Origin of the sequence: Marseilla massiliensis (genome assembly GCF_016899855.1) — a bacterium.
Taxonomy (GTDB): Bacteria; Bacteroidota; Bacteroidia; order Bacteroidales; family Bacteroidaceae; genus Prevotella.
Genome location: NZ_JACJJG010000050.1, coordinates 1 through 20,190, shown reverse-complemented (window position 1 = coordinate 20,190; position 20,190 = coordinate 1). Strand labels below are relative to the sequence as shown.

At 40.3% G+C, this 20,190-nt stretch carries 21 protein-coding genes; 11 read left to right on the top strand and 10 right to left on the bottom strand.

Annotated features, from left to right (window positions below):
• The first annotated feature begins 74 nt into the window (after positions 1 to 74).
• The gene (locus H6A34_RS15010) at positions 75 to 401 is read left to right on the top strand and encodes an ADP-ribosylglycohydrolase family protein (RefSeq protein ID WP_338088650.1); all 327 of its coding nucleotides are present in this window, start codon (positions 75 to 77) and stop codon (positions 399 to 401) included.
• 107 nt (positions 402 to 508) lie between these two features.
• Here the strand turns inward: H6A34_RS15010 and H6A34_RS09280 are convergent, their stop codons facing one another.
• Entirely contained in the window at positions 509 to 1,105 is a 597-nt protein-coding gene (locus H6A34_RS09280) for an OmpH/Skp family outer membrane protein (protein ID WP_205105098.1), read from the bottom strand.
• 246 nt (positions 1,106 to 1,351) lie between these two features.
• On the opposite strand from H6A34_RS09280, the gene H6A34_RS09275 reads away from it, so the two are divergent.
• Both H6A34_RS09275 and H6A34_RS09270 read left to right on the top strand, forming a co-directional pair.
• A complete protein-coding gene (locus H6A34_RS09275; RefSeq protein ID WP_205105097.1) occupies positions 1,352 to 2,815 on the top strand; it encodes an aminoacyl-histidine dipeptidase in 1,464 nt (487 codons plus the stop codon).
• 3 nt (positions 2,816 to 2,818) lie between these two features.
• Entirely contained in the window at positions 2,819 to 3,190 is a 372-nt protein-coding gene (locus H6A34_RS09270) for a hypothetical protein (protein ID WP_205105095.1), read from the top strand.
• 115 nt (positions 3,191 to 3,305) lie between these two features.
• On the opposite strand, the gene H6A34_RS09265 is transcribed toward H6A34_RS09270, so the two are convergent.
• On the bottom strand, positions 3,306 to 3,821 hold the full coding sequence (locus H6A34_RS09265; protein WP_021948128.1) for an RNA polymerase sigma factor: 516 nt from the start codon (positions 3,819 to 3,821) through the stop codon (positions 3,306 to 3,308).
• A 343-nt stretch (positions 3,822 to 4,164) separates the two neighbouring features.
• Here H6A34_RS09265 and htpG point away from each other — a divergent pair, with 343 nt between their 5' ends.
• From htpG to H6A34_RS09250, 3 genes are all read left to right on the top strand, one after another.
• Entirely contained in the window at positions 4,165 to 6,219 is a 2,055-nt protein-coding gene (htpG, locus tag H6A34_RS09260; RefSeq protein WP_205105094.1) for a molecular chaperone HtpG, read from the top strand.
• Between the two features lie 440 nt (positions 6,220 to 6,659).
• Positions 6,660 to 7,139, top strand: coding sequence for a GNAT family N-acetyltransferase (locus tag H6A34_RS09255; protein ID WP_205105092.1), 480 nt, complete (start codon positions 6,660 to 6,662; stop codon positions 7,137 to 7,139).
• A gap of 127 nt (positions 7,140 to 7,266) precedes the next feature.
• Positions 7,267 to 8,652 carry a TIGR00341 family protein gene (locus H6A34_RS09250; protein WP_420870835.1) on the top strand — a complete coding sequence of 462 codons (1,386 nt, stop codon included), beginning with the start codon at positions 7,267 to 7,269 and terminating at the stop codon, positions 8,650 to 8,652.
• 60 nt (positions 8,653 to 8,712) lie between these two features.
• Here H6A34_RS09250 and H6A34_RS09245 read toward each other — a convergent pair whose 3' ends face one another.
• The 4 genes from H6A34_RS09245 to H6A34_RS09230 form a co-directional block, all read right to left on the bottom strand.
• Positions 8,713 to 9,753 (bottom strand): DUF6057 family protein, encoded by a 1,041-nt coding sequence (locus H6A34_RS09245; protein ID WP_205105090.1) that lies wholly within the window; start codon positions 9,751 to 9,753, stop codon positions 8,713 to 8,715.
• Positions 9,754 to 9,868: 115 nt separating this feature from the next.
• Entirely contained in the window at positions 9,869 to 11,935 is a 2,067-nt protein-coding gene (locus H6A34_RS09240) for an alpha amylase C-terminal domain-containing protein (RefSeq protein WP_205105088.1), read from the bottom strand.
• 39 nt (positions 11,936 to 11,974) lie between these two features.
• Positions 11,975 to 12,418: a NanQ anomerase/TabA/YiaL family protein gene (locus H6A34_RS09235; protein WP_205105086.1), complete on the bottom strand. Its 444-nt coding sequence runs from the start codon at positions 12,416 to 12,418 to the stop codon at positions 11,975 to 11,977.
• A gap of 19 nt (positions 12,419 to 12,437) precedes the next feature.
• Positions 12,438 to 13,523 (bottom strand): MORN repeat-containing protein, encoded by a 1,086-nt coding sequence (locus H6A34_RS09230; protein ID WP_205105100.1) that lies wholly within the window; start codon positions 13,521 to 13,523, stop codon positions 12,438 to 12,440.
• Positions 13,524 to 13,687: 164 nt separating this feature from the next.
• On the opposite strand from H6A34_RS09230, the gene kdsB reads away from it, so the two are divergent.
• The 5 genes from kdsB (at position 13,688) to H6A34_RS09205 (ending at position 17,518) form a co-directional block, all read left to right on the top strand.
• Positions 13,688 to 14,440 carry a 3-deoxy-manno-octulosonate cytidylyltransferase gene (kdsB, locus tag H6A34_RS09225; RefSeq protein ID WP_205105085.1) on the top strand — a complete coding sequence of 251 codons (753 nt, stop codon included), beginning with the start codon at positions 13,688 to 13,690 and terminating at the stop codon, positions 14,438 to 14,440.
• Between the two features lies 1 nt (position 14,441).
• A complete protein-coding gene (locus H6A34_RS09220; RefSeq protein WP_021948138.1) occupies positions 14,442 to 14,825 on the top strand; it encodes a 2-amino-4-hydroxy-6-hydroxymethyldihydropteridine diphosphokinase in 384 nt (127 codons plus the stop codon).
• Positions 14,826 to 14,856: 31 nt separating this feature from the next.
• Positions 14,857 to 16,140: a M64 family metallopeptidase gene (locus H6A34_RS09215; RefSeq protein ID WP_205105084.1), complete on the top strand. Its 1,284-nt coding sequence runs from the start codon at positions 14,857 to 14,859 to the stop codon at positions 16,138 to 16,140.
• A 71-nt stretch (positions 16,141 to 16,211) separates the two neighbouring features.
• A complete protein-coding gene (locus H6A34_RS09210) occupies positions 16,212 to 16,733 on the top strand; it encodes a tetratricopeptide repeat protein (protein ID WP_205105083.1) in 522 nt (173 codons plus the stop codon).
• A gap of 14 nt (positions 16,734 to 16,747) precedes the next feature.
• Positions 16,748 to 17,518: an EFR1 family ferrodoxin gene (locus H6A34_RS09205; RefSeq protein WP_205105082.1), complete on the top strand. Its 771-nt coding sequence runs from the start codon at positions 16,748 to 16,750 to the stop codon at positions 17,516 to 17,518.
• Between the two features lie 78 nt (positions 17,519 to 17,596).
• Here the strand turns inward: H6A34_RS09205 and H6A34_RS09200 are convergent, their stop codons facing one another.
• The 4 genes from H6A34_RS09200 to H6A34_RS09185 form a co-directional block, all read right to left on the bottom strand.
• A complete protein-coding gene (locus tag H6A34_RS09200) occupies positions 17,597 to 18,223 on the bottom strand; it encodes a flavodoxin family protein (protein WP_205105081.1) in 627 nt (208 codons plus the stop codon).
• A gap of 45 nt (positions 18,224 to 18,268) precedes the next feature.
• The gene (locus H6A34_RS09195) at positions 18,269 to 18,946 is read right to left on the bottom strand and encodes a YggS family pyridoxal phosphate-dependent enzyme (protein WP_021948143.1); all 678 of its coding nucleotides are present in this window, start codon (positions 18,944 to 18,946) and stop codon (positions 18,269 to 18,271) included.
• Positions 18,946 to 19,464: a DUF4494 domain-containing protein gene (locus tag H6A34_RS09190; protein ID WP_021948144.1), complete on the bottom strand. Its 519-nt coding sequence runs from the start codon at positions 19,462 to 19,464 to the stop codon at positions 18,946 to 18,948. The genes H6A34_RS09195 and H6A34_RS09190 overlap by 1 nt, the downstream gene beginning before the upstream one ends.
• A gap of 159 nt (positions 19,465 to 19,623) precedes the next feature.
• A complete protein-coding gene (locus H6A34_RS09185) occupies positions 19,624 to 20,055 on the bottom strand; it encodes a hypothetical protein (RefSeq protein ID WP_239480825.1) in 432 nt (143 codons plus the stop codon).
• Between the last annotated feature and the right edge of the window lie 135 nt (positions 20,056 to 20,190).

Genomic DNA, 20,190 nt, shown 5'->3' with positions numbered 1-20,190 from the left:
ATTTCAAAAAACCGTGTAATTGACTATGTTTCAATAATTTCAAAGAACTATTTATCCACTTTTACGGGACAGTAGTGAAAAAATATATAACCGATACATTCGGTTACGATTTAAACCGACAATGTGTATATATTCGATTACATTATCATTTTGAGATAAGCTGTCAAGAGACTGTACCTCAATCAATCTGTGCCTTCATAGACAGTAATGATTATGAAAGTGCAATACGTGAAACTATATCCCTTGGCGGCGATGCCGATACCATGGGTGCAATCACTGGTGGTATAGCCTCAGCATTCTACAAGGAAATACCTGACAACATTCATGAATTTGCCTTATCAAAATTAGATGAAGAAATGAAAGCCACTCTCCACGAATTTGAAAATAGATACACATACTAATACTTAAATGCTTTAATTAAAAAGGTGTCAAAAGGCAAATACATTTCCTGTAATAGCCTTTTGACACCTTTTAAAATTCAGTCTGATATATCCTGAACCTCAATTACTTATTTTTTCTTAGTAGGAACGGACTTATAAGCTTTGTTTAATCCGGAAATAACCTCATTAGTTATATCGTATGCTTTATCAGCATAAAGTATATTGTCACCAGCCTTGCTTAAGATCAAAGAATACTTCTTGTCCTTATTGTAAACGGCAAGATAATGTTGTATACTATCACGCAATGCCTTATTAAACTTATCCGTCTCAGCCTGGAACTCATTACCCAAACGCTGCTGCAATTCCCTCAAGTCTGCATCCTGTTTCTGCAGACCAGCCTGAACTGCCTCAGCCTGCTGTTGAGTATATTTATTATTTTGAATATCCTGCTGGAATTTAGCTACTGCATTCTGCAAAGAGCGGCCTTTTGAGTTAATCGTGTTTTGGATATTCTGACTTTTCTTTTCAAGTATAAGCGAATATTCCTTACAGAACTTATACTGGGTCATAATAGAGTCAACCTCTATATAAGCTATTTTCATGTCTGAGCTTGCCGAAGATGTTGATACAGGTTTTTCGTCAACCTTTGGTGCTTGCTTATTGCATGAAGTTACAGCCAATGCCAACAAAGCCACTGCCGCAGCCGAACAAATTACTTTTTTCATACTATATTGTTATTTGTTTAATTATTATTTACGTAAAGTATTTTCATTAAGAACCAATCCTTCGTTTGTGGTATAATGCCGTTCTGAAACGTCAATATAGCAATTATTAACATGCGAAAGACTTTAAATTCTTTCAAATTTCTTATTTTTGCATGCAAAGATAATGCAAATCGTCTTAAACGCAAAATAAAAGCGAATGAAATGAGCCTTTTTATTTGGCTATTATGATATTAAATTCATTAGTATATGGATATAAATAACTTAAAACCACAGTGCGTCTTTGAGCAGTTCGCGAAAATAAACAAAATACCGCGTCCATCAAAGCATGAGGAAAAGATGATTGAATTCCTTGTGAATTTCGGTAAAGAGAACAACCTTGAAACCAACGTTGACGAAACAGGCAACGTCATAATACGCAAACCAGCGTCAAAAGGCTGTGAGAACAAACAAACACTGATACTGCAAAGTCACATGGATATGGTGTGCGACAAACTTGTAGACGTGGACATTGATTTTACAAAAGACCCTATAGAGACATACATTGACGGAGAATGGATGAAAGCAAAAGGCACAACACTTGGTGCCGATGACGGTATAGGATGTGCCATACAACTTGCCATACTCGCTGAGGACAATATTGAACACGGCCCTATAGAGTGTGTATTTACAAGAGACGAGGAAACCGGACTAACAGGTGCCCACGGCATGAAAGCCGGCTTCATGACAGGCAATTTACTTATAAATCTTGATAGTGAAGATGAAGGACAGTTCTTCATCAGTTGCGCCGGTGGAATGACGACTATAGCAACATTCAAATTCGAAAAGGAAAAAGCTCCAGAGGGTTATTTCTTCTTGAAATTGTCTCTTAAAGGCTTGCACGGAGGACATAGCGGAGATGACATAAACAAAAAATTCGCTAACGGCATCAAGTTACTTACGCGTTTCATGTATATTATCAGCGAAAAATACGATGTCCGTATTGCTGGTTTCAATTCTGGAAGAATGCATAACGCCATACCAAGAGACGGAATTGTCGTATTTGCTGTACCCTCAGAAGTCAAAGAAGATATACGTATCGCCCTGAACATTTTTGCAAACGAAATAGAAGACGAATTCCATGTAACAGAAAACAATATCTGTTTCAATTTGGAAAGCACTGACGCCGAACCAATACTGCCAACCCCAATAAGCAAGAACCTTATATTGGCTTTACAAGCTATCGACAACGGCCCCTACTCCATGTGCCAGGATGAAGCTTTAGCATGGATGGTTGAAACATCAAGCAATGTCGCAAGCATTACAACAACTGAAAATGAAATAACCATCGTAGCCTCGCAGCGCTCAAATGTAATGAGTAATCTGACAAATATGGGCAATACCGTTAAAGCTGTATTCCAGTTGGCCGGAGCAGAAGTGTCTCAAGGCGACAAATACCCTGCATGGAAAATGAATCCCGACAGCGAACTTACACAGATTGTCGTTGCAACATACAAGAAGCTGTTTGGAAAGGAACCTAAAGTCATAGGCATTCACGCAGGCCTTGAGTGCGGACTATTCTCCGAAAAATATCCCAATCTTGACATGGTGTCAATGGGACCGACATTGCGTGGTGTACATTCACCTGACGAGCGCTTGTTGATTCCTACCGTACAAATGGTATGGGATCATCTTTTGGAAATAATGAAGAATATTCCCGACAATAATCATTGACAAATGAATCATTCGTTCAGAACCATCATTGTCTGTGTAATAGTTATGGCCGCATTATCGGGCTGTGGCAAACAACACAAGGCGGAAGAAGTTGTAAAAGACTTCCTTGACGTCAACCTGAAGGAAAACAATTACTCGATAAGTTTCACCAAAATTGATTCCACAAGGCTTGTTACAGATAGTGCCGTAAATGCGATGAGGGAAAATGCCAAGAAAAATACAGCTTTTAAAAATAACATTAAGTACAACTCTACCCAGTCACAGAAAGTGTACATGTTTACAAAGGCTGTAATCCGATTTAATGAAGACACTATCCGCCACACTTTCTACCTAACTCCTGACCTTACACAGGTCGTATCATTTAAGGACAATTGATGAGCGGTACAAATTTTATAATAACGTCCCTGCATATGTTTCACAACACATAGCAGGGACGTTTCATCTTGAAACAGTACAATTATTAACTTCTCAGGTAAAAACTAACAATAATTCAGGCCAACATCCTGATGATGTACTTCCTCATCTCCTTCCGTGCAGAGCCTAAACGGTTTTCAACACTTTTATAATTCATATTTAGCGTTTTTGATATTTCCGAAACGGCAAGTCCGTCATAAACGTTCATGCGGTAAATCATACGCTGTTTCTCGTTTAGCCTTGCCATCCCACATTCCAAGATTTCCTTTATCTCCGCAACATCACATTCCGGCGTAACATTCCATTGTACGCTACAAGGCAAGGAACAGACATAACCTGCATATTCATTTTCAAACTTCTTATGCCTATAATGGTCACATATAAGATTGCGCACTATGGTATAAACAAGGTTGGACAATGTCTCTACAGTTATTATTCCATCAAGCGACAACAACCTCGTAAACACATTTTGAACTATATCGTCAGCAACCTCCGGATTACGCACTTTACCAATTACATAGGTACGTAACTCGGTGTAATGCTCCATATAATATTTCCTGATTGTAGTAAACTTTGTCTCAAGTTTTTTCATGGCCTAAAGTTGACTTTAAATACCTATCGCAAAGATATGAAATTATTCCAACAAGTTAAATTCCTTCAGTGATTAATTTCCTTGATAAGACAAATACACAACCTTTTGATAAAAATATTAATCATTCATAAACAACGAAATTCAACAAATATACAGTATATATAAAGAACTACGTTCAATTCATACGGTTAAAACCGTTCAAACAATACGTTAGAACCGCCAAAAGCAATCGTAAAAGCCGTCCTTGCGGCGCAAATGATTTACCTCGACAACAATCATGATGGCACGAATTTTGCTTGATATAAAATGTTAAGATTAAAGAAACATATAAAAACATACAACTATGCAAAAAGGTAATATAGGGGTAACTACTGAAAACATATTCCCCGTAATTAAAAAATTCTTGTATTCAGACCATGAGATTTTCCTGCGTGAAATGGTTAGCAACGCTGTTGACGCAACACAAAAAATGAAAACCCTGGCGGAAAAAGGAGAATTTAAAGGCGAACTTGGCGACCTCACCGTACATGTAAACCTCGACGAAAAGAACAAGACACTGACAATAAGCGACCGAGGTATAGGTATGACCGAAGAAGAAATAGACAAATACATCAACCAAATAGCTTTTTCGGGCGTAAACGATTTTCTAAACAAATATAAGGATAATGCAAATGCCATAATAGGACATTTCGGCCTCGGTTTCTATAGCGCGTTCATGGTTAGCGACAAAGTCGAAATCATTACCAGAAGTTATAAGGATGGAGCAAAAGCCGTAAAATGGAGCTGTGACGGTAGTCCTTCATTTGAAATAGACGAGGCTGAGAAAGCTGAACGTGGTTCTGACATTATACTTCACATTTCGGATGACTGCAAGGAATTTCTCGAAAAAGACCGCATACAGTCATTGTTGAACAAATACTGTAAATTCATGCCCGTAAAAATTGCGTTCGGGAAAAAGACTGAATGGAAAGACGGGAAACAGGTTGAAACAGCTGAAGACAATGTAATAAATGACGTAGAACCATTATGGACAAAAACTCCAAGTACGCTGAAAGACGAGGATTACAAGAAATTCTACCACGAGCTTTATCCTATGCAGGACGACCCGTTGTTCTGGATTCATCTAAATGTAGACTATCCGTTCAACCTTACAGGTATCTTGTATTTCCCGCGCATCAAATCCAACATTGACTTACAACGAAACAAAATTCAGCTTTATTGCAACCAAGTGTTCGTAACAGACCAGGTTGAAGGTATTGTACCTGACTTCCTAACGTTGCTGCACGGTGTAATCGACTCTCCTGATATCCCTCTGAACGTAAGTAGAAGCTATCTACAGAGCGACAGAGACGTCAAGAAGATTGCCACATACATAACAAAGAAGGTTGCAGACCGCCTGAATAGCATATTTAAGGAAAACCGCAAAGAATATGAAGAGAAATGGGACGACCTAAAGTTATTCATCAACTACGGCATGCTGTCACAAGAAGACTTCTATGACCGCGCAAAAGATTTCGCCCTGTTCAAGGATGTTGACGGTAAATATTTTACTCTTGACGAATACAAGACATTAATAAAGGACAACCAGACCGACAAGGAAGGGCAACTGATTTATCTTTACGCAACCAATAAGGAAGATCAATACTCATACATAGAATCTGCCAAGGACAAAGGCTATAGCGTATTACTTCTTGACGGCCAGCTTGACGTACCAACAGTATCAATGTTCGAACAGAAGTTCGAGAAGAGCCGTTTCATGCGTGTAGACAGCGACATCATCGACCGTCTTATCGTAAAGGAAGACATTAAGAAAAACGAGCTTGACAGTGACCAGACTGACAATCTGTCATCTGCTTTCCGCTCTCAAATGCCACAAATAGAAAAGGCGGAATTCAGTGTTGAAGTACAATCGCTCGGAGAAAATGCCCAACCTGTAATTATTACCCAAAGCGAGTATATGCGGCGAATGAAGGATATCAGCCGTTATCAAAGCGGAATGAGTTTTTATGCCCAAATGCCTGACAGCTACAGCCTGGTTCTAAATAGCGACCATGCACTTATCAAGGGAATACTTGACGATGAGAACGCAAAATGCGGCGAGGCACTAAAACCTGTGATAAGCGAAATCAAGGGACAGCAGGCACGCCTCTCTGCCCTGCACCAGAGCCAGAGTAAGAAGAAACCGGAGGAAATAACACAAGAAGAAAAAGACGACCTTGCCAATACTGAAAAGGCACTTAACGAGCAAAGGGACAAGAAAAAACAAATAATATCCGATTATGCGAAGGACAACAAAATCGTACACCAACTCATAGACCTTGCCCTCTTGCAGAACGGCATGCTGAAAGGGTCGGCTCTTGATGCATTTATCAAGCGGTCAGTAGCGCTTATTAAGTAAAGTACAAAGTGTATAAAAAATTTGAACGGTCGGAAACATTTTTGATTTCCGACCGTTTTTCTATAATAACAAGCCTGACCGTATTTATTTTAAGTCGCTAACGCATAATTTTACCTAAAAACAACAACTTACAGCTGACAGACCTTTTATCAAAATGTAAAAGATGGCTTTTCGCTTCACATTTGACGGCAAACAGCATGCTAAAAGGTCATCTTTTACAGAATAAAAGACCGTTAATCACAAAATAAAATGGCAACAATAAAATAAGGATGACAACTAACACCATACTAACACTATACGGACGCACAAAAAATCAGCTACATCGGAATAACATTCATACATCCAAGAAATTATAAAATATACGTGGTTCATGACTTATTCTGCTATATTTGTGTAACTTTGCAGAAAGTAAAACCTGAAATATAAAGTACATTTTTAATATGCGTGTAATAAGCAATGAGGTAATCAGGCATAACAAAGCGGATGATTGCGAAGCTGTATATTCACTTATCTGCGACATGGAATCACGGCAACTACCATACGAACAGTTCAGGCAGATATACAACCTACAACTAAAATCAGACTTATATACTTGCCTGATATACGAAAAAGAAGGGACTGTGCGGGGGTGTATAAACCTTAGGATGGAGCAACAATTACACCATGCAGGCAAGATATGTGAAATCATGGAATTAGTCGTTGACGGCTCGTGCAGAAGTACAGGCATTGGCAAAACTCTGTTTGACGCAGCTTGTGACGAGGCAAAACGGCATGGTTGCATGCAGATAGAGGTATGCTGCAACCAGCTTAGGGAACGTACACATAGATTCTACGAGAGACAAGGCATGCACAATTTTCACTATAAATTCTCGCGAAGTTTTACCGATGATGATGACGGAACGAACAGACTTGGGCGATGACAATCGCTATTAAAATACATCCTTACCGCTATAACTATTGGCCTCTTAAACAACATCAGATAATAAAAAAGCATTATATTTGCAGTTGAAATAAACATTATGGCATAAATGCTTAATAATGAATACCATGGAAAATCGAAACGCAAGCAAAGATACGTTTGACGGGATAAAATCAATGGTTGTTGAGTTTCTGAAAAAATATTTCAACGCCATGCCCGACAAGGAAAATGAAGAAGAAACTATACGCGGAATAAGCGCCGGAGTATCATTCAAAGGCGCAACCCTATGGGTTCTTGTTTTCGCCATATTCATTGCTTCATTAGGACTTAACGTCAATTCCACTGCCGTAATCATTGGCGCCATGCTCATATCTCCACTTATGGGACCAATTATCGGTATGGGGTTAGCCGTCGGAATAAACGACTTTGAGCTGTTGAAACGTTCGGCTAAGAATTATCTCGTGGCAACGGTTATAAGCGTTATCACGGCTACAGTATATTTCCTTCTTACCCCACTTGACGAAGCCCAGTCCGAACTCTTGGCACGAACCTCCCCTACTCTTTACGACGTACTTATTGCCCTGTTCGGCGGTGCAGCAGGATTCGTAGCCTTAGCCACAAAAGGCAAGGGCAATGTACTGCCTGGTGTGGCCATTGCTACAGCTCTCATGCCACCATTATGTACAGCCGGGTTTGGTATCGCTACAGGAAATTTCTACTATTTCCTTGGAGCATTTTACCTGTTTTTCATCAACACCGTATTCATAAGTCTTGCAACCTACTTAGGCACAAGAATGATGAAGTTCAAGCAAAAAAGCTTTCTCGACAACGACCGCTACACAAAGGTTAGACGCTATATCATCATTGCTGTGGTGGCAACCATGGTACCAGCTGTGTTCATGACATACAACATTGTCAGGGAAAGCATATTCAAGACGAACATAAGCAAATTCGTAAATGACCGTCTGGAAAATACCGGAACACGCATTATATCTTATGACGTGAACAGTGACAGCCTGACTTTACGTGTAGTTGCCGTAGGAAGGGAGCTATCGGAGAATACAATTAAGAACGCTGAACAATCTATGGCGGATTACAAGCTCGGACGATACCGACTGCAAGTTATACAGGGTTCAGAATCAGACTCCGTAATGCTTTTAAACAATAAATTAGCCAATATGCGTACATCAACGGATAATTATGCTGCAATGTTTCACGAAGAAGCCCAGAAAACGGCACGCCTGCAAGAACTTCTTAATGAATACACACGCTATGAAGCAATGGCTCCTGTCATCGCCAAAGAAACCAAAGCGTTATTTCCCAAGACCAGGAATATAAGTCTTGCATTGGCAAACGAGGCCTCGGCTGATACTACGGTTTTAAAACGGTACGTCGTTGCAATAATTGGAATTGAACAACAAACAAGGTTAACCGATGACGAACAGAAAAGAATGTCTGAATGGCTCGGTACGAGATTAGGTGTTGACACAGTACATATTTTCATAAGGCACTGACTTCAAGCCTATTTCTCTTATCCACACTATGTTGCAAAACAGCCGCCATCCAGCAGTCACTTATTCATCATGGTAGAAATAATAAAACCAATATGTGCCGCCGTAAGTATCACGCACGTATGATTCACGCTTACGCTTATCGGTATATTTACGTTCAAGTTCCTGGAAATCAGCATAGTCTGCATCAAGCACCTCGTTGTGGTACACTAATACAGGATTTGCCCTTAAATGAGTGTAAAGTGTCAATGCCTCACGGTAATGCTTTGGCAATGACGGCGAACTTAAATTATACTTGTATCTGATTGCATTAACGAATCCGTCAAGATTCTTGTCCAAAAGAAAACCACATAGTAAATAATCCGTAACTGGTTTCATCGCCAATCCATTATTTTCTATGTAAAGTAAATATTCCATAGGCGACATACGGCCTTTGCGGCGTATGCTAAGTGCCTTGAAAATCCTGCTCTCCGGATAGAACAGACACCTGACACTGTCCGAATTAGGCAATAAAGCCGATGATCCGCCAACAACAGGATATTCAAACAGTCGTTCACCCAACTGTCTCTGGCGGGACAAAGCGTATATACGCAACATCGTAAGCGACGCATCTGTATCGTCTGATTTTGCACCAACTTTTATTGCCTCGGCGTAATTACCTGAATTTAAGAGACTTTCAACACGCAAACGATAGTGGAACAATCTATCACTGTTACCGCAAAGACATACACAAATGAACATTGCGGCCATAAGTAAGAGATTCCGCCACAACTCACCTAATAGTGTATAATGCGGCACTGAATATGACATGTCTTTTCCACTATATCGGGCATACATCGAAATTGCTACGTACACGACAAGCAATAACGGAGCAAGCCATAACCATACAGAATAAAATGGATTACTATCGAATTCTGGATTTACACCCGTCAGCGCCGTTAGCAACAATAGAGAAGGAAAGAATGTCAAGACATAAAATCCACCCCTGAATGTATATAATTTTCTTGCCGCAACATGGACAAGATACAGCACCGTCGTTATAACTACGGTACCTATCATCCTGTTATAATGAGTGGTTCCTCCAGACAAAACATGCTGTATCATGAAAAGCAGGTCTGCCTGAAAGAAATACAAATATACAAATACAAACAATATGAAAACAATAGCACATGCCGAATTCAGCAATGTGCTATTGTTTGAGTCAGCGCTACGCGTCATTTCAATTCTTCTTTAATACTACTGCCGAACGTGCCGGAATATAAAGCTTTAGCCATTCTTTATGGTCTTTAACGTACAGCGGATCATAATTCGTGACATGTGTCATTGTATCGTCAGCAAAACCATTGCCACCGAAATCCTTTGAATCTGTATTAAGTACGACATCATACGACCCAGTAGGTACGAGGAAACCATAATCCGTAAACGAACGTGTAGGACTGAAATTAAACACGAATACCAAATCACCACGCATAAAAGCCAAAACCTGGTCACCGTCATTATGCCATATTTCCTGCACAGGTGTGTTCTGGAAATTACGCACACTCTTTATCACCTTGAGCATCGCCTTGTCAAAATCACCAAGGTAATGATAACATAAGTCATGATTGTCTACAAGGTTCCATTGCCTGCGGGCGTATTTATAACTCCAGCCATTTCCTTCGCGCGGAAAGTCTATCCACTCCGGATGACCAAACTCATTACCCATAAAGTTAAGATAACCTCCGTTTATAGCACCTGCGGTAACAAGGCGTATCATCTTATGTAACGCTATACCACGATGAACGGTCTCGTTCTCATCGCCTTTCTTAAAATGCCAATACATGTCCGCATCGATCAACCTGAAGATTATCGTCTTGTCTCCCACCAGAGCTTGGTCATGACTTTCACAATAGCTTATGGTTTTCTCGTCCGGACGGCGATTTTTCACCTCCCAGAATATACTGCTCGGCTTCCAATCCTCATCACTCTTTTCCTTTATTGTCTTTATCCAATAATCAGGAATGTTCATTGCCATACGATAGTCGAAGCCAAAACCGCCATCCTCAAACTTGGCCGCAAGCCCAGGCATACCACTTACCTCCTCGGCAATGGTAATGGCGTCAGGATTTACTTCATGTATAAGTTTGTTTGCTAGAGTAAGGTAACAGATTGCGTTATCATCCTCATGTCCATTGAAATAGTCGCCGTAATTGCAGAAAGCCTCGCCCAAACCATGACTATAATATAGCATTGAGGTAACACCGTCAAAACGGAATCCGTCAAAATGAAATTCCTTCATCCAATATTTGCAATTACTCAACAGAAAATGGATAACGTCATCCTTGCCATAATCAAAGCATAAACTGTCCCAAGCAGGATGTTCATGCCTGTCACCTGGATAAAAATACTGGTTCGGATCTCCGGCAAGGTTACCAAGTCCTTCAACCTCGTTTTTTACCGCGTGGCTATGCACTATATCCATTATGACGGCAATACCGTTACGATGGGCTTCATCAATAAGGGCTTTTAGCTCTTCAGGAGTTCCAAAGCGGCTCGAAGGCGCAAAGAAACTACTTACATGATATCCAAACGAGCCATAATACGGATGTTCTTGTATAGCCATTATCTGTATGCAATTATAGCCATCTTCGATTATTCTTGGCAATACATTGTCCTTGAACTCTGTATAAGTACCGACCTTTTCCGCATCCTGTGCCATTCCTATGTGGCATTCATAAATCAACAGAGGGCTCTTATTCGGCTTAAACTTCTTTTTCCTCCATACATAAGGTTTCTCAGGATTCCAGACTTGCGCAGAGAATATTTTTGTATTGTCATCCTGCACTACTCTCTGAGCCCATGCAGGAATTCTCTCGCCATGTCCACCGTCCCAATACACGTGCATCTTATAAAGGTCACCGTGCTTTATTCCCTTTTCTGATATCTTGAGTTCCCAATTTCCGGTTCCTTCTATTCGCTTAGCCTTATATTTTTCAGATTCTTCCCAATTGCTGAAATCTCCGACCAGATATATCGCTGTAGCATTAGGAGCCCACTCTCTGAATACCCAACCACGGGACAGCTTATGCAATCCATAATAATCATATCCGCTCGCAAAGCCCTCTAAAGTATCTTTACCGTTACGTGTCAGTTGGTTCAGTTTCCATACGGCGTGGTCATGCCGGCCTCTTATTGCATCTTCATAAGGAGCAAGATATCCATCGTCAGCCACTAAACCGATATGTTCCGGCTGTTTAGCCGTCACCTCAGTTTTAGTTTTTACCGTTTTTGACTTTCTTGTTACCATAATACTTTGTTCTTATTACGAATAATCTAATTACAGCATTTATGCCAACACCTTAAATATAGCTTTCTTTATTTCTGGTACTCCAGCTATACATGGAGCATGTCCGTCCTGCGGGAAAAATATGGCAAACTCACCAGGTTTACATGTAACGTATGTGTCAGCCATGCCCTCGTACTTAGTTATATCTTTTTCATTATTGTATTCTGCATCTGGCAAATCGCACAAAGGAGTATAGCCATATGTTTCTTCAGCACTAAGAGGAATTTGTATGTCTATCATCTTCTTGTGCGTCTCTAACACCGCAACCTCCTTTGTCTTACCTTTTGCAACTTGTACATTGACAAACAGATCCGAACCTTTTATTTCATGTTTGCCAATCTCCAGAGAGTTCAAGTCATTAGACTTAATAAAATCCAAAACATCTTTGAACAAAGGATTCAATGATACGTATTTGTCCAAATTCTCAAGCGTGTCTATTACCATAATAATTAAATTTAAAAGATTATTGAACTCTGTTTCCTAAAATATACATTCCTTGTGAAACGATATTACCGTTACGGTCTTTTTCTATAAACTTTCCGTCCCGCAAGTCATCCTTATATGAACCTTCAAAGCGTCTTCCGTCCTTATCAACCTCGACAGCCTTGCCGTTTCTCTTCCCGTCAACATAAATGCCCTTAAACTTACTACCATCTGCGAAATGTACAATAACTTCGCCATCAAACGTTCCGTTTTTGAAATTGCCTTCATAAATGTCACCGTTTTTTTTAGTAAGTTTGCCATGGCCATTCTGTTTATCATTTTTCCAATAGCCATTATATATATCACCATTTTTCCATTGCAACACACCATGACCATCTTTGTCTCCACCGATAAAATGCCCTGTATAACAATCACCATTAGCAAATGTAAATATACCTTCACCAGTACGTTTACCCCTTAAATAATCACCTTCATAAACGTCTCCGTTTTGGAATCTATATATGCCTTTGCCATTCTGGACATCATCAAACCAATCACCGGTATAAACGTCACCATCTGCATACTTGTTTGTACCCTTACCCGACCTTAAATTCTCAAGCCACATACCATCATAAGTCGTACCGTCTGCCCAATCGAAAAAGCCTTTACCGCTCTTCTTGTCATCTTTCCATTCCCCATCATAATAAGCGCCGCTATTATAGGTATATTTCCCTTTTCCATTACGTTTATCTTGCCGCCATTCGCCATCGTAAATATCACCATTATAATAATACATTACGCCATGACCTTGCTGATAATCCCTGAACCACAGCCCTACGTACTTATTGTTGTTCATAAAATAATAAGTACCACGCCCATGTTGTTGGTCCTGAAACCACTCTCCGTCATATTTTTCACCATCAGAAAAAGTATAAACCCCATAACCTTGACGCTTTCCTTTAACATAATGTCCTTCATAAGTATCTCCGTTCTTATAAACAGTCTTACCTTTACCATGAGGTTTACCGGCAACCATCTCTCCCTGGTATGTTCCTCCGTCTTTCGTCTCGCATGAACCTAAAGTTATCTTTTGGGCATTTACATACAATGGTAGTATCAACGCCATAAAAACGAGTAATATATTATTCTTCACGATTATCCTTTTTAAATTTATCACCAAAAGTAATAAAAATCTGCCACACGGCAAAAATATTTATTAAAAAACGATAGACTTACAGAGTTTATTGAGAAATATTAGTATCTTTGTAAAAATATTAAAACCACAAAAAGATGAATTTCGTAGGAATAATACCTGCCAGATATGCCTCTACACGTTTTCCAGGAAAACCTTTGGCAAAACTTGGTGGTAAAACTGTAATTGAAAGAGTATATAGGCAAGTTTCTAAAGTTCTTGATTACGTTTACGTCGCTACGGACAGCGAACAAATTTTCAACACTGTTATATCTTTCGGTGGCAACGCCATCATGACGTCTCCAAATCATAAAAGCGGTACTGACAGAGTTGAAGAGGCTGTAAACAAAACAGGGAAGAAATTTGATGTAGTAATAAACATACAAGGCGATGAGCCTTTCATTCATGAGTCTCAAATAAAAACTATATGTGAATGTTTTGACGATTCGCAAACAATGATAGCCACGCTGGGGCGACCGTTCTCAAATAACGATACAATAGCCGAACTTGAAAATCCCAATTCGCCTAAAATCGTATGCGACAACAATAACTTCGCAATGTATTTTAGTCGAAGCATCATACCATATATCCGCAATGTTGAAAAACAAGAATGGCTAAATAGTTTTAATTATCTTAAACATATTGGATTGTATGCCTATAGAAGGAATGTTCTGTCAGAAATAACACAATTAAAACAGTCCTCATTAGAAATAGCAGAAAGTCTGGAACAATTAAGATGGCTCCAAAACGGTTACAAGATAAAAGTTGGTATAACGGAAATTGAAACAATAGGTATAGACACCCCTGAAGATCTGCAAAAAGCTGAGGAGTTTTTAAACAAAAACCGATAAAATGACAGAAAAGAAAGAACTGATATTGTCATTGGGAAGCAATGCCGACCAAAAAGAATGCATGTCGGCGGCATGTACAAAACTGCATGAAATGTTTGGTGACGATATTGTGTTCAGCCAACAAATGTGGACAAATCCTATTGGCATCGACTCAGATAAGTTCCTTAATTGCCTTGTTTTCACTCATACTTCACATAAACTGGAATATATAAACAAGGCAATGAAACATATTGAGCGGCTATGTGGCAACCGGAAAAGAGCCAGGGCAAATAACATTATAAAGATGGACATTGATATTTTAAAATATGGTGAGCAAATATTACACAATAATGATTGGAGCCGTGCATATATCATTACAATGATGAAAGATTGCCCCTTTAAATAAAAAATGTCTACAGAATTAAAAACATAATAGAATGGTCAGACTCTTATTTTTTACATTTTTATTAGCTATATCAAGTTATGCTAACGCTCAAGAATTCGACAAATATTTCCTTGACCGAACCCTGCGCATTGACTATATATTCTCCGGAAACAAATCTCATCAGGAAATAAGTTTATCAAATCTTTATACAATGCCTCGCTGGTTCGGTAAAAGACTGAATCTTGACAAAATCCCAGTAGAAGGCAATGGACAAATTACCGTACGTACACACAATTCAAAAAAGACAATCTACAAAAATTCATTTTCAACACTATTCCAGGAATGGTTGTCTTATGACGAGGCTGCAGGACCGGCCCACTCTTTCGAGAACGTGTTTCTTGTCCCCATGCCTAAAGACACTGTTGACATAACTGTAGAACTGCGCAATAACAGGCGAGAAACGATAACCTCATATACCCATACAGTCGTACCGACGGATATTTTAATAAAAAAAACAGGCGAACGTAACATTACGCCTTATGTTACATTACAACAAGCACAAGATTCATCAAGGTGCATACACGTCGCCTTTGTGGCAGAAGGTTACACTATAAATGAAATGGATACATACATAAACGACGCGAAAGAGGCTATGGATGCTATTTTTGCTCACGAGCCGTTTAAGTCGTCAAGAGACCGTTTCAATGTAATTGCCGTAAAATCAACCTCCATAGAAAGCGGAACCAGCGAACCGTCAAAAGGAATATGGAAAGAGACTATTCTTGGTTCTCACTTCGATACATTCTATAGTGACAGGTATTTAACCACACTTAACCTCGCAACCTTACACAACAAGCTTGCCGGAACACCATATGAGCACATAATAATACTGGTTAATACAGCTCAATATGGAGGTGGCGGTATACTTAATTCATATGTCCTATCCATGACTCACCATCCCATGTTCAAACCAGTGGTAGTACATGAGTTCGGACACAGTTTTGGGGGGCTTGCGGATGAATACGCCTACGATTTTGAACAAATACCAATGTATCCCCATGATGTCGAACCATGGGAACCAAACATAACAACCCTTAAGGACTTTCACGGAAAATGGGAAAGCATGATATCACCCGGCACTCCAATTCCTACACCTGACAGTTCAAATCCCGAAATCATAAAGACAAAAGTCGGATTGTTCGAGGGGGCAGGATATAGTTTAAAAGGTGTGTATCGTGGAACACAGGATTGTAGAATGCGCACTAACGAGACTCCTGAATTCTGTCCGGTTTGCCAAAATGCACTGCAACTTTTAATCGACTTTTATACAAAGTGAGACATTACATAATCATATTTCTGTTATCTGCCGTAATACAAACATCGGCTAACACGGTACAGTACGACACAATGCCTGATACTCGTAAATTAGGAATTGCTTTAGACTATTTTACAGGAGGGAAATATCATGAAGCATTGATTATGTTTCTCAAGCTTGACAAAAGATATAAACTTAACCCACGTTTTAAAGCATACATCGGACTTTGCTATTATTATGAGTGGGATTATGAACAGGCATGCAAGTACCTTGACAATGCGTTACCATCATTAACTATTTACGCGCCTGCGGAAAGAAGCATTTACTATAATGCCGCAGCAGAAAGCCATTTTGAGCTAAAGGAATACAGATTGGCCATACCTGTTTACGAAATGGGACTGCTGACATGCAGACAAAGCGAAAAAGCAAACATTTTTTATAAACTTGGTTTCTGCTATATGCTTATAGGAAAAACTGACATTGCCGCTGATAACTTCAAGTCGGCACTTGCATACTACAAGACATATCCTGATGCAAACTCTAAAGCGCGTATTACACAACTCAAGAATATGATACGGGGACTGGAAACAAACAATACGACCACAGGGTCTTAAACAAATATAATAATATGATATTCTATTTATCCGGTACAGGCAACACAAAATGGGCTGCATCCATTCTCGGCCAGATGACGGGAGAACGACTCATAGATATAACAAAAGTAAAAGAAGAAACAGCTTATTTTACACCAAACACTAACGAGCGTATAGGTTTTTGTTTCCCTGTGCATGGCTGGCGTCCGCCATTAGCATTTCGCAGATTCCTCAATAAACTAAGAATTGACAATCCAAACAATCATTATTGTTATGCCCTGTGTACAGCTGGCGACGATATCGGAGAAACTATGGATATACTGAAAAAGGATTTGGCACAACATGGAATAAAACTCGATAGTGCATTCTCGCTAATAATGCCGGAATCATATGTCGGTTTACCGTTTATGGACGTTGATACAAAAGAAAATGAGGAGCGCAAAAAGGTCAAGGCTGCGAAAGACTTGGCTATATACGGTCAGTTCATCACTGAAAGGAAAGTCGGAATGACATATCTCACGCTTGGACAGTGGCCACGGGTCAACAGTCGGTTACTCGGAGGATTTTTCACAAAATACCTCATTACCGATAAACACTTCCGTGTTGTTGCCAATAAATGCATTGGCTGCAAAACTTGTGCCGCAGTATGCCCTGTAAATAACATAGTGCCCAACAATGACAACATGCCTCAATGGAAGCACAACAACACGTGCCTTACATGTTTTGCCTGTTATCACCATTGCCCGACACATGCCATTGAGTTCGGAATAATGACCCGCAACAAAGGGCAATACTACTTCAAATGAAATAATATGAAAACGGGTATACCCAAATGAACAACGGCCACACCACAAATTCACCCAAGCATACCCGGAATATTTCCATCACCTTATAAAATTAGTTCGGATTGTTGGCTCCACCTTCGGCAGAGCCACGCCAGCCTTCTTTCCGGCTTCAATACATTTAAGCAACCATGCCATGTTCTGGCCCAAGCGCCTCATCGTCTGCATTCCCTCTTCGTCCTGCAACACTTCCTCTGGCTTATTTCCATGCACTTGGTTCCAATAAGTAGAAGGCACAGTAGGCATATTACTAATTCCATAATACTTATTAATGTCGTCAAAACCAGCCGTAGCACCACCTCGGCGACAACTTACAACTGTAGCCGCTGGCTTGTTGGCATACATGGCTGCCTTGCTACAAAAAGCCCTGTCCATAAAAGGCTTTATGAATCCAGACGGGCCTGCAAAATGAATAGGCGTACCGAAAATAAAACCATCTGCACGTTCGGCCTTCTCAAGAAAAGCGTTCACGGTGTCCTTGTCATACCAACAACGCTTTGTTCCGCTACAACGTCCACAACCAATACATCCCATGATAGGCTTGTTGCCACACCAAAACATCTCTGTCTCAATACCGCATTTAGCCAACTCTGCCGCAACAACATCCAATGCCGCGTTTGTACACCCGTATTGCTTCGGACTTCCGTTAACCAATAAAACCTTACTCATAATCCTCAATTAAATACCTTGAATCCTAAAAAATACTCCATATAACTAATACACTCTCGGGCCAAATATAGCCGTACCGATACGCACCATAGTGCTTCGACACTCCACAGCCTCCATATAGTCACCGCTCATGCCCCACGAACGTTCACGGAAACTGTCATTATCGGCAAAATAGTTCGTCTTCACCTCATCGAAGAAAGCCGCCGCAGTGTTGAACTCGTCACGTATTTGTTCTTCATCGTCAACATTCGATGCCATCATCATCAGGCCGCATATCCTCACGTTGGCAAGACCGCGCCATTCGCCGGCTGCCAACATTTCACGACATGCATCAAGCGTAAAACCGTATTTAGTAGCTTCTTCAGCAATATGCAATTCAAGCAACACGTCAATCACCCGGTCGTATTTAGCTGCCTGTTTGTTGATTTCCTTCAACAACTTCATCGAATCCACTGCGTCAACCATCGCTATATACGGCGCAATGTACTTCACCTTATTCGTCTGCAAGTGTCCGATAAAATGCCACTCGATGTCCTTTGGCAACACCTCAGCCTTTCGACTCAGTTCCTGTTCATGGCTCTCGCCGAACACACGCTGACCTGCGGCATAAGCAGCCTCTACATACTCTGCTGGATGAAACTTGCTCACAGCCACAAGTTTTACATCATTAGGCAACGTTTCCCTTATGGAACGCAGGTTTGCGGCTACATCGATGTCTATCATCACTTAGCCTCCTCTCCGCTTGCTTCCTGTTCGTACTCTGGCCTGTCGTCTACCTCAGTTTTATTGCCCAGAGTCTTATTATGCTCAAATACGTCCATAATCTGCGTCTCGGCAACGCTCGCTATCACGTAATCAATCATTGTGCCGCCCATCACTTCATCAATGCTTTTCACCGCCTCGGGCAAAGAGCCTGCGTGTACAAGATAGTTCACCGTTGAACGCTTCTCTTTCTCGGTCTTATCATCGATGGTAATAAACTGCAGTTTCGTCTTATACCAACGGTCTGCTGACGGTGAATCACTAAAGAACACCTCTCCGTATGCGGCTTTCTTGATGTCACGCACCTCAAACTCGCCACTGATATATGCCGACATTTCTTCAATTATGCTTGCCTCTGCCTCGGTAAAGCTAAGCGCATCGACTGTATACTGTTCTGTCACCTTCTTCTGGGTGCCGTCTTCCATTGTCTTTTCGTAACGAATCTTACACTCAAACCATGTTGTTGTTCTGCTTCTCATATTATCCTTTATTTATTCATTATCTATTGAAAAACGTGCAAAAGTAATCAATTATAATGATAACGCAAAATCACTTAACAAAAAATAAAAGAGGCGGATTGTATAAATCCTGCCCCTTTGTATATTAACTAACACTAAATGCTTGCTTCAACAAAGATTTCAATCCCGCAAATTAGCGAACGGACGCTTCAGCCCATGCTTCTCCTTAAATTTATTTATCATTGAACTCTCTACATTCAGAGGCTCTTCATCCAGGATTTCCTTCCAACAAACTACCAGCTCGTTTGCATCGGCAAGCTGCCAAATATACCGTCCACCCCAATGTCCTATTGCCTCACCGTTACCGAAACGCATGTATTGCTCCAAGCGTTTACGCAACGTTGCCGAACTTTCTGTTCCTCCAGCTTTACCGATATACAAGACTGACGTGTCGTCAACCCAGTTGCTTTTAAGTATGTCGATACTTACATTAGGATTCTTTCCCTTGAAAAAGCCTCCCGTTCCAACCTTCAAGAACTCTGGAGCCACGCCACTATTCCTCATAACAACGTAAACACCTCGACACGCCGGAACGATGTTTATATTATGCATGAGCGCTTCAATTGTTACGAATCCTTCAAAACCGGTTCATCCGCAGTTCAGTTGGATAAAAAGTGAAAGATAAAGGAAGTCGCTGTAAAAATCGTATATTTGCAGTTGAACAAAAAAACAAAAAACGATGAACAG

What these genes read in the sequence shown, in the direction of transcription:
- H6A34_RS09245 (WP_205105090.1), bottom strand. Translation starts at nt 9,753, where the DNA reads ATGATACAGCATGTTTTGTCTGGAGGAACCACTCATTATAACAGGATG.
- H6A34_RS09250 (WP_420870835.1), top strand. Translation starts at nt 7,267, where the DNA reads ATGGAAAATCGAAACGCAAGCAAAGATACGTTTGACGGGATAAAATCA.
- H6A34_RS09255 (WP_205105092.1), top strand. Translation starts at nt 6,660, where the DNA reads ATGCGTGTAATAAGCAATGAGGTAATCAGGCATAACAAAGCGGATGAT.
- H6A34_RS09275 (WP_205105097.1), top strand. Translation starts at nt 1,352, where the DNA reads ATGGATATAAATAACTTAAAACCACAGTGCGTCTTTGAGCAGTTCGCG.
- H6A34_RS09240 (WP_205105088.1), bottom strand. Translation starts at nt 11,935, where the DNA reads ATGGTAACAAGAAAGTCAAAAACGGTAAAAACTAAAACTGAGGTGACG.
- H6A34_RS09190 (WP_021948144.1), bottom strand. Translation starts at nt 19,464, where the DNA reads ATGAGAAGCAGAACAACAACATGGTTTGAGTGTAAGATTCGTTACGAA.
- htpG (WP_205105094.1), top strand. Translation starts at nt 4,165, where the DNA reads ATGCAAAAAGGTAATATAGGGGTAACTACTGAAAACATATTCCCCGTA.
- H6A34_RS09235 (WP_205105086.1), bottom strand. Translation starts at nt 12,418, where the DNA reads ATGGTAATAGACACGCTTGAGAATTTGGACAAATACGTATCATTGAAT.
- H6A34_RS09205 (WP_205105082.1), top strand. Translation starts at nt 16,748, where the DNA reads ATGATATTCTATTTATCCGGTACAGGCAACACAAAATGGGCTGCATCC.
- kdsB (WP_205105085.1), top strand. Translation starts at nt 13,688, where the DNA reads ATGAATTTCGTAGGAATAATACCTGCCAGATATGCCTCTACACGTTTT.
- H6A34_RS09215 (WP_205105084.1), top strand. Translation starts at nt 14,857, where the DNA reads ATGGTCAGACTCTTATTTTTTACATTTTTATTAGCTATATCAAGTTAT.
- H6A34_RS09195 (WP_021948143.1), bottom strand. Translation starts at nt 18,946, where the DNA reads ATGATAGACATCGATGTAGCCGCAAACCTGCGTTCCATAAGGGAAACG.
- H6A34_RS09185 (WP_239480825.1), bottom strand. Translation starts at nt 20,055, where the DNA reads ATGCATAATATAAACATCGTTCCGGCGTGTCGAGGTGTTTACGTTGTT.
- H6A34_RS09265 (WP_021948128.1), bottom strand. Translation starts at nt 3,821, where the DNA reads ATGAAAAAACTTGAGACAAAGTTTACTACAATCAGGAAATATTATATG.
- H6A34_RS09220 (WP_021948138.1), top strand. Translation starts at nt 14,442, where the DNA reads ATGACAGAAAAGAAAGAACTGATATTGTCATTGGGAAGCAATGCCGAC.
- H6A34_RS09200 (WP_205105081.1), bottom strand. Translation starts at nt 18,223, where the DNA reads ATGAGTAAGGTTTTATTGGTTAACGGAAGTCCGAAGCAATACGGGTGT.
- H6A34_RS09210 (WP_205105083.1), top strand. Translation starts at nt 16,212, where the DNA reads ATGCCTGATACTCGTAAATTAGGAATTGCTTTAGACTATTTTACAGGA.
- H6A34_RS09270 (WP_205105095.1), top strand. Translation starts at nt 2,819, where the DNA reads ATGAATCATTCGTTCAGAACCATCATTGTCTGTGTAATAGTTATGGCC.
- H6A34_RS09230 (WP_205105100.1), bottom strand. Translation starts at nt 13,523, where the DNA reads ATGGCGTTGATACTACCATTGTATGTAAATGCCCAAAAGATAACTTTA.
- H6A34_RS09280 (WP_205105098.1), bottom strand. Translation starts at nt 1,105, where the DNA reads ATGAAAAAAGTAATTTGTTCGGCTGCGGCAGTGGCTTTGTTGGCATTG.